At 61.1% G+C, this 8,305-nt stretch carries 7 protein-coding genes; 3 read left to right on the forward strand and 4 right to left on the reverse strand.

Features of this window, described 5'->3' with window-relative positions; all coding sequences use genetic code 11:
* Positions 1–1,004 precede the first annotated feature (1,004 nt).
* Positions 1,005–3,284: an MFS transporter gene (locus ACZM8Y_RS05890; protein ID WP_482332525.1), complete on the reverse strand. Its 2,280-nt coding sequence runs from the start codon at positions 3,282–3,284 to the stop codon at positions 1,005–1,007.
* 2 nt (positions 3,285–3,286) lie between these two features.
* On the reverse strand, positions 3,287–4,456 hold the full coding sequence (locus ACZM8Y_RS05895) for an ABC transporter substrate-binding protein (RefSeq protein ID WP_482332524.1): 1,170 nt from the start codon (positions 4,454–4,456) through the stop codon (positions 3,287–3,289).
* 355 nt (positions 4,457–4,811) lie between these two features.
* Between ACZM8Y_RS05895 and ACZM8Y_RS05900 the strand changes: the two genes are divergently transcribed.
* Positions 4,812–5,189, forward strand: coding sequence for a RidA family protein (locus ACZM8Y_RS05900; protein WP_302552486.1), 378 nt, complete (start codon positions 4,812–4,814; stop codon positions 5,187–5,189).
* A gap of 393 nt (positions 5,190–5,582) precedes the next feature.
* Here ACZM8Y_RS05900 and ACZM8Y_RS05905 read toward each other — a convergent pair whose 3' ends face one another.
* Together ACZM8Y_RS05905 and ACZM8Y_RS05910 are read right to left on the reverse strand one after the other, a co-directional pair.
* Positions 5,583–6,293 (reverse strand): GntR family transcriptional regulator, encoded by a 711-nt coding sequence (locus ACZM8Y_RS05905; RefSeq protein WP_302552485.1) that lies wholly within the window; start codon positions 6,291–6,293, stop codon positions 5,583–5,585.
* A 96-nt stretch (positions 6,294–6,389) separates the two neighbouring features.
* Positions 6,390–6,881, reverse strand: coding sequence for an aminoacyl-tRNA deacylase (locus ACZM8Y_RS05910; RefSeq protein WP_482332521.1), 492 nt, complete (start codon positions 6,879–6,881; stop codon positions 6,390–6,392).
* A gap of 378 nt (positions 6,882–7,259) precedes the next feature.
* On the opposite strand from ACZM8Y_RS05910, the gene ACZM8Y_RS05915 reads away from it, so the two are divergent.
* Positions 7,260–7,670 (forward strand): OsmC family protein, encoded by a 411-nt coding sequence (locus tag ACZM8Y_RS05915; protein WP_302552483.1) that lies wholly within the window; start codon positions 7,260–7,262, stop codon positions 7,668–7,670.
* Positions 7,671–7,690: 20 nt separating this feature from the next.
* Positions 7,691–8,068, forward strand: a complete 378-nt coding sequence (locus ACZM8Y_RS05920; RefSeq protein ID WP_482332518.1) for a RidA family protein — start codon at positions 7,691–7,693, stop codon at positions 8,066–8,068.
* Positions 8,069–8,305 lie beyond the last annotated feature (237 nt).

The raw sequence follows: 8,305 nt of genomic DNA on the forward strand, positions 1-8,305 counted from the left end.
GCAAAACGGCATCCGGCGGCGCCAACACTATTGCGCATCGCTGTCTCTTGCAAGGAACAAAGCAAAAAACGGGCCGGGAAAGACCCTCCCCCATGAAAGCCCGTCCATACCGGCGCGCACGCGGTGCATGCGGAGAGGCTTCCGGCCTTCCGAAAGGTGGCGTCAGGAGCATGGGGAACGGGACGGCTGGGGGAACTCCCCCGTACATGTAGGGAAGACCAGCTTTCGGTTCTGGCGTCGCCGGGCGACGAGGGGACTCCCCCGTACACGTAGGGAAGACGACATGGCAGGTGAGGGACGGGTCATGAGCGTGGGGGCTTCCCCATACGTGTAGGGAAGAAATCGTAGGAATGGGCATATTGGCTGCCAAAGCTGGTTTCCCCTACGCGTGTAGGGAAGGCAATATTGCGTCTTTCTTTTCTTCCCCCGGTTCTTCCCCCGGCATCCGGTCTCCTACACGCGTGTGGGGAAGAGCGTTCGCAATACTCTTGATGAAAAGCTGTAATATGGTTTCCCACATGCGTGTAGGGAAGACAACCCGAAGCCTTCGGTTCCGACGACCCCGTGAGGGGGCCCACCTGTGCAAGAAACCTCCTAACATGATGAAAAAGCAAGTAAAAATCAACGATTCCCCCACGTGTGTAGGGGGGGAATCTTCCTCTTCTAAAAGACACTTTAAGGCTCCCCCATGCGTGTGAGGAAGACTCCGCAAGCTGGAGCGCATCCCCTGCCGCGTCGAAGTCCCCCATGCACGAGGGGAAGGCCTAAAGGATCAGAGGGGAAACCGGTACGCATGGAGAGGCTCCGGCTAATGCTTCTTTTGCAACCCCAAAGAATCCATCCGGCATGTGCGGAGGTGGCCCGTCACGACGTCCATGCCGTCAAGGGCGGGGTAGGGCCACCCGGCGCGCATGGGAGGGCACGGCGGGGCCCTTTTGCGGAGGACATGCGGCGGCTACGCAAAAAGCGGAAGCTGATCCCTGCAAGGGGGAAACCGCAAGCCGTCATGCACCGCCCCTGGCAAAGCGCCCGGTCAGGGCGAAAAGGATATTCAAGGCGGCGAGCACAGCCGCCATCCCAAGCAGCCCCGAATCCACGCCCCACAAGGCGATCACCTGTCCGAGCGCGACCGGGCCGAGCATTTGGCCGAGCCGTTCGGTGATATTGTAGATCCCCACCGTCCTGCCGGAGCCGACCCGCTGGGAAACCGGGATTTCGAGCGCATAGGTTCCCTGCGCGCTGGCGACGACGGCATTGCACAGGGCGAGCAGCGCCACGCAGACGAACGCCGCCGCGAGCCCGTCGAGCAGGAGCAGGGCGATGATGCCGCCGATGCACAGGAACCCGCCGCCCACGAGCCAGGCGAGCTTGTTGGGCGACCTGTCCACCGCCTTCCCGAAGAAGGGGCCGAGGTAGATGATCACGAGGCAGAACAGCAGGAACACCCGCCCGATGCCCGCCGGGCTGACCCCGGCCTGGCTGAGCGACACGGGAAGGAAGAACTGGAACAGGCACACGGTCACGAAGGCGCAGGGGAAGATGTTGCCCAACAGCAGGCCCGCCATCTTGATGTCCGAGAAAAAGGCGCCGAGCCCGCGCAGGGAGATGCGCCCGGAAGCGGAAGGCTCAGGGGCCCACGTTTCGCGGGGCAGCGTGAAGCGGAGGAAGATCCCGATGAGGGCCATCAGCCCCGCCGAAACGAGGAAGGCCGACGCATATCCAAGGTTGTCCGCGATGAGCCCGCCGAAGGCGCTGCCGCACAGGAACCCGGCGTACAGGCCCGCGACGAGCGCGGAGAGGTTCCCGGCCCGGTGTTCGGGCGAGGAGTGCGACACGACGAAGACCTGCCCGGCGAGGTTGATGAGGCCGTAGCCGAACCCCGCGCCGCCTCTGGAGAGGATGTAGGCGAGGGGTTCCGAGACAAGGCCGCTTGCGACGTTGCCGAGCGCCACCAGCAGCGCCCCCCACAGCAGGAGGGGCCGCCAGCCCTTCTTCTGGCTCCAGAAGCTGCCTAGAAGGATGCCTATGCCCACCGCGCACATTTCAAACGACAGCGGGAGGCCCATCACCACATCGGGCGGGAGCCCAAGCAGGCCGAGATCCATTTCCGCTATCCGCAGGGGGATAAAGGAGGCGGGCAGATCGATGGCGAACATGCACAGGAAGATGATCGGGCGCATGATGCGCGGCGGCAGGGGGGCATCGGCGGACGGCGCGGCGGATTTCCCCATACCCTGTAGGGGCACAAGCTCCAACATGAACAGCATGGCGATGATCATGATGGTCAGGGTGTCGTAGACGATGGAGCGGAAGGCTTCCCATACCGTCCCTTCGTCAATGCCCACGGTTACGGAAACCGGGTTGCCGTCGGACAGGGGCGCGCCCGCCTGGAGGGGCGTCATCGGGTTCCCCACCGTAAAAGTGGTTCCTCCGGCATCGCTGACGGTGATGGACTGCGCCCAGGGCAGGCTCTGGCGGATGTGATCCAGATACGCCCTGACGGAAGGCACGTCCGCCAGCTTCAACCCAAGATCGTTGATGTGCGCGACATCATGCCCGATGTAGCGTGCAAGCTGGGTTCCGGCGTCGCGGGCGTTTTCCTCCAGAAAGGAAACGGCGGGGCCCCGGAGGAAAAGGAGGAAGGCGATCTGGCTGACCAGCAGGGGGATGATGAGGCAGCCCTTGCCGAGTTTCGGAAAGGGGGGCCTGCCTTCCCGCAGCACCAGCAGGATGAACAGGGAGCCGCCCAGTACGGCTACCCCAAGGAACAGGAGCGTGTGTCGGGAGGCGGCGTTGCCGACAAGCTCCGCCATGCCCGCCTCGTCGAACCCGGCGAGCACGCTCCCCACGCCGGCCCCGGTGCGGTTCCTGATGGGCTGGACAATCCAGACCCTGCCGTCGGCGTCGAAGGTTTTCACCTCGCCGTGCAGCGTCTTGAGCTTGTTCTCGTCCTGAGGGACGGGAGGGGCCTCCGGCGCGCCTGAGGGCCAGTCGGAGATGGGCCGCCCGTTTCCGTCCAATACGGCAAGGCGGCTGACGCCCGCGGTTTCGCAAAAACGGCGAACGCGCCCGTCCATGTCCTCCACCCGTTCGGGATCTTTGCCGAAACGGGCCAGCCGCGAGAGATCGAGGCTGAACTTTTCGCTGGCGATGGCCTGCACCGAGACAAGGGACGTCTTATAGGATTTGTACAGGGTCGCCAGCGTGAGGATGCCATACAGGCACTGCGCGGCAAGGAGCGTTGCCAAGCCGCCGATGAGCAGGCGCTTGCGGGATGGTTCCATGTTCACTCGCCCGCGTTTTTGATGTCTTGATAGATCGCGTCCGCCGCCAGCAGGATTTCAAAAGGCGGGTCCCAATAGATGAGCCGCGCCATTTCCAGATTGATGGCAAGCCCGATTGCGCTGTCGAAGACCTGCCCGACATCCCTGGGGCGTGTGCCGTCCATGACTTTGGCGATGGCCTCGGCCCCGAAGCGGCCTTCACTGGAAAAGCTGCTCTGGGACAGGCTCATCAGGACGCCGAGCTTCGTCTCCTCAATGCCGCTCTGGGAAAAGGAAGGAACGCCCGCCTTGATGAGCGGCTGGAGCAGTTCCCGCATCCGGTTCCACTGCATGCCTGAGTTGGTGGTGAGGTATACGGCGTCGGACGTTTCCGCCAGTTGGGAAATACACTGCCTGAGGTTGGCGAAGCTCTGATCGGGAGGCACGTTCAGCGCCGTGGTGCAGCGCACAAGCTCAATGCCGAGCTCATCGGCGGCGGATTCGATGGCGGCCAGCGAGACGTCGGAACGGCCTTCCGGGGTATCCTCATACGGGACACCCAGTTTCTTGAAACCAAAAATATCATGGAAAACGGCAAGCTGGCGCTTGTAGCGTTCGGGATCGATCTGCGTATGCAGGTTGTCGCGCCCGGAATCCTCCAGCGATTTGGAGATGCCCGCCTGCACAGCGTCGGTGACCGACATGGAGAACACCGGAACGGCAATGTCGGCTGTGGCCATATCCAGACCGGCCCATGTGCCGAAGGCGAAAACCATATCCACGTCGCCCCGTTCGCGGATACGGTCGAGCAGGGCCTTCTTGTTGGCGGCACGCTGCGGCGCGTCCCAGTTGGCGGAATAGTAGCCGTCTTTCAAAAACTCCAGCCGATCCCCGCCCGCATGTTCGGCGAGCCAGTCCCAAATGGGCCGGGTGTCGTCCGTCTTCTCCGGGATGGGCACATCGCCGTCGGCAATAATCCCAAGTTCGGCAAGCCCCTTGGCTGTGGCGGCGAGGATGCGCTGATAGTCCGTATACCCGCCTCCCTCAATGTAGGCCGCCCGCCATCTTTTTGCAGGATGGGCGGAGGCTTTTTCCTCAACAACTGGGGTGCCGTCGGCGGACGCGGCAACGGCGGCAAAGAGCAGACCGCCGCACAGCATGATAAAAAGGAACAACCGGCAAAAGCGATTCATGGCGACTCTGTTTTTCACAAGGTTAGGCAGGCGGCTTTCAGGCCGCGTTCCCGGCGGAACGTGCATACCGGGCCATCCGTATGTCCCTGATCCATAAAACGTCAGGAGATGATTTCGCTTTTACGTGCATTCCCCAAGCCATGCAAGGCCGACAGATGACAAAGGGGCCCCTTGCGGCTACTGTAGCGATGGACGCATTTGGCGAACCGCGCACCGGGCGTACATACCCAAACAGCCAGTGCGCGGCATCCCGCGGCAACAGGGAGGGAGCGTCCGTATCCCGATCCCGGCCCCTGTCCCAGTTCCTGCGGGTGCGTCAAAACTTCAATACCCGTTTGGGAACAAGGAGACTGCCATGAAGACCGTCATTTCCACTTCCAAGGCTCCCGCCGCCATCGGCCCCTATTCGCAGGCCGTCCGTAAGGGCGACACCCTGTATCTTTCCGGGCAGATCGGCATGGATCCGGCTACGGGGGAACTCGTTTCCGATGATGTGAAGGCGCAGACCGCGCAGGCCCTCGCCAACATGAAGGCCATCCTTGCGGAGGCCGGAGCCACGCCCGCCGATGTGACCAAAGTAACCGTGTTCATCGTGGACATGGCGGAATTCCAGATCGTGAACGGCGTGTACAGCGAAACTTTCGGCGCAGACGCCCCGGCCCGCTCCTGCGTCGCCGTCGCCGCCCTGCCCAAAGGCGCGCGCGTGGAAATCGAAGCCATCGCCGTCCTGTAAGTTTTCAGTCCCACTAACTTTTCCGCCCCACGTTCATACATAAGCGGATTTTTCCTTCCCCCTCGGCCCGCCGAGGGGTTTTCATATGGGAAGGCCAGCTTTTCTCTTCTCTGAGTTTTTCAGGACAAAGACGGGAAGAGCGGGCCGCGTGTTCCCCCAGTTTCCCATAAGCGAACGTCCCGAAACTTCAACCGGAAACAAAAGGCTGTGCGGTAGAAAATGGTTGATGCTTTTTTCTCTGGAGTTCCAAAGGCATGACCAACAAAATGCCTTAACTATGGATTCCGCCGAGGGGAAAACCGGAAAAGGAATGTATTTTGAGCGTACCGCGGAGATGAAACAACCACATAGGAAGGCAGGGCCAAACAAAAAGCCCCGCACGGGGCAGGGCTGTCATTCGGTGGGGAAGTGGGCGCGCCGCTTGGAGCGGGTTGCCTTGGGTTTTTGTTCCGCTTCGCAGATTTGGGCGAGCCGTTCTGCGGAGTCGGCATAATGCGCCCGCACTGCTTCCTCAATGGTGTGCGGGTTGCGCGTGAGGAACGCCTCATACATGCTGTTGTGCCGCTGAAAAAGCTCCTCCGTCGTGTACAGCGTACGCCATTGCTGAAACATGAGGTATTTGGAAATCACCCGGCAGGAACTGCGGGCAATGGAGATGAGCAGGGGGTTGCTGGCCCTTTCGAGGATCGTTTCATGGAAGGCCGTGCCGAGTGCCGCGTGATCCTCGAAGGGCGTGCCGGAAAGCACGCCTTGTTTCATGCGGTCAAGCAGGGCTTCCAATTCTTCCCACGGGCCTTTGGGCAGGTTCAGGACTACGTTGACGGCGGCGGCCCCTTCGAGGAGCCCGCACAGTTCGTAGCGGTGGCGGATGCCGTCGCCCGTGAGCAGGGTTACGCACTTGCCCCGCTTCGGGTGGGACATCAGGAACCCCTCCGTTTCAAGCTGATAAAGCGCCTCACGGACGGGGGCCCGGCTGATGCCGCATTCCTCGGCTATGCTGGCCTCGCTGATCCGATCCCCGCTGCGGAGTTTGCCGTTGCGGATCCGCTGGCGGATAAGGTTGACCACCTGTTCGCTGTATGTCGGTTTGTTAAGCTGTTGCATCGCTCACCATTGTGTTCGTTGGCGGCGTCCGATTGTGAACGCCGTATCATATGTATTTGATACCAAATAACCTCTCCTCATATACGCCGTCAAGGGCTATCGCCGGGGCCCGCAGCTCTGAATGTCCCCGGCCACGGCCCCGGCAAGCCGCAGGGCATCGGGCCGGATAACGGCGATGACGCCGCGTTCGCCCGCATTGATGTACAGCGTCCCCCGCTCGAAAAGCGAAGACTGCGCGAACACCGGAAGCGGCGAACTGAGCCCGAACGGGCAGATGCCGCCGGGCTTGTATCCGGTCAGGCGTTCGGCGTTTTCCGGGGAACTCGGCTGGAGGTGCGGCACGCCCGAAAGCCGCTGGAGCTTGTGCAGGGATACGCGCTCATCGCCGTGCATGAGCGCCATGACCGCGTGTCCTCCCTGCCCGTCGTCGAACACAAGGCTTTTCACGATGTCGTGTTCGCACAGCCCAAGCTGCCGGGCCGCGTCCTTCGTGCCGCCCCGCTCGGTGAAAGCATACTCAAAACGCCCGACGTCCTCACCCGCTTCCTGCAGAATGCGGATGGCCGGAGCCTCTTTTTTCCCGTACATCCCTCTCCCTCCACACGTATTATTGTACGGGCAGGAGATACCTGATATCCGGCATGCTGTCGACTGCTTTAGTCGACGGCTATTGGTTCCATGTTTCGCACTGCACGCAGAGTTTGCATTGCACGCCGATGGCCCGATGACGGCTGGGCAGGGAAGGCTTTCAACAGGTGCCCCTTTTCAACGAGTGCCCTTGGGTTATCTTGGGGAGAAATGAGGAAAGCTCCGCATGGGCAGGGCTTCTTTCGAGGAAGGCCCCGTATGGGCAGGATTTCTTTCTTGGTTTTTAAATAAGTCGACGGTATACTGTTGACCATTATCTGCGTCCGGGGTATTGTGCTTTCAGCAACAAGCTCAACCCTGACGACAAAGGAGAACCACATGGCTACAGTTACCGCGAAATACCTTGGCGATCTGCGCGTCGAGTGCACCCATGTCGCGAGCGGAACCAAACTGGTGAGCGACGCCCCCGTGGACAACAACGGCAAGGGCGAAGCCTTTTCGCCCACTGACCTTTGCGTTACCGCCCTCGCATCCTGCGCCATGACGATCATCGGCATTTACGGCAAGATGCACGATGTGGACGTTGTCGGAACGGAGATCGAAGTCGCCAAGACCATGAGCGCCAACCCGCGCCGCATCGGCAAGATCGAAGTGACCTTCATCATGCCCGACCGCGAATACACCGACAAGCAGAAGACCATGATTGAACGCGCCGCGCATACCTGCCCGGTTCACCTGAGCCTGCACCCCGATGTCGAGCAGGTGTTCACCTTCAAATGGGCGAAGTAGCTCCAACCAAGGAAAACGCCATGAAAACCGTGATTTCCACCCCCAATGCCCCCGCCGCCATCGGCCCCTATTCGCAGGCCATCCGTAAGGGCGGCATCCTGTACCTCTCCGGCCAGATCGGTATGGTTCCGGCCACCGGAGAGCTCGTTTCCGATGATGTGAAGGAACAGGCGGCGCAGGCCCTCGCCAACATGAAGGCCGTCCTCGCCGAAGCCGGAGCCACGCCCGCCGATGTGGTCAAAGTGACCGTATTCATCGTGGATATGGCTGATTTTCAGGCTGTGAACGGTGTATACAGCGAAACCTTCGGAGCCGATGCCCCGGCCCGTTCCTGCGTCGCTGTTGCCGCCCTGCCCAAGGGCGCGCGCGTGGAAATCGAAGCCATCGCCGTCCTCTAGCCCCCTTTCCTATACGGCTCCCAGATGCCTCCTCCCACATAGCCCCCGGCCCAGCCGGGGGTTTTCCGTAGGCCCTGTTATAGTATGTGGTTGTTTCATCTCCCCAGTGCGATGAAAAATAGAGCTTTTTTCCAGTTTTCCACTTGGCGGGATCCACGGTTAAGGCATTTTTCGGTTGGCTGTGTTCAATTTTACGGTTGATGATTTTTTCAATGAAAATCAATAGATAAAAGCTCG

Source organism: Bilophila sp., from assembly GCF_057864385.1.

Coding starts and splice junctions, on each gene's coding strand:
- ACZM8Y_RS05920 (WP_482332518.1), top strand. CDS start 7,691: ATGAAAACCGTGATTTCCACCCCCAATGCCCCCGCCGCCATCGGCCCC.
- ACZM8Y_RS05895 (WP_482332524.1), bottom strand. CDS start 4,456: ATGAATCGCTTTTGCCGGTTGTTCCTTTTTATCATGCTGTGCGGCGGT.
- ACZM8Y_RS05910 (WP_482332521.1), bottom strand. CDS start 6,881: ATGTACGGGAAAAAAGAGGCTCCGGCCATCCGCATTCTGCAGGAAGCG.
- ACZM8Y_RS05900 (WP_302552486.1), top strand. CDS start 4,812: ATGAAGACCGTCATTTCCACTTCCAAGGCTCCCGCCGCCATCGGCCCC.
- ACZM8Y_RS05890 (WP_482332525.1), bottom strand. CDS start 3,284: ATGGAACCATCCCGCAAGCGCCTGCTCATCGGCGGCTTGGCAACGCTC.
- ACZM8Y_RS05915 (WP_302552483.1), top strand. CDS start 7,260: ATGGCTACAGTTACCGCGAAATACCTTGGCGATCTGCGCGTCGAGTGC.
- ACZM8Y_RS05905 (WP_302552485.1), bottom strand. CDS start 6,293: ATGCAACAGCTTAACAAACCGACATACAGCGAACAGGTGGTCAACCTT.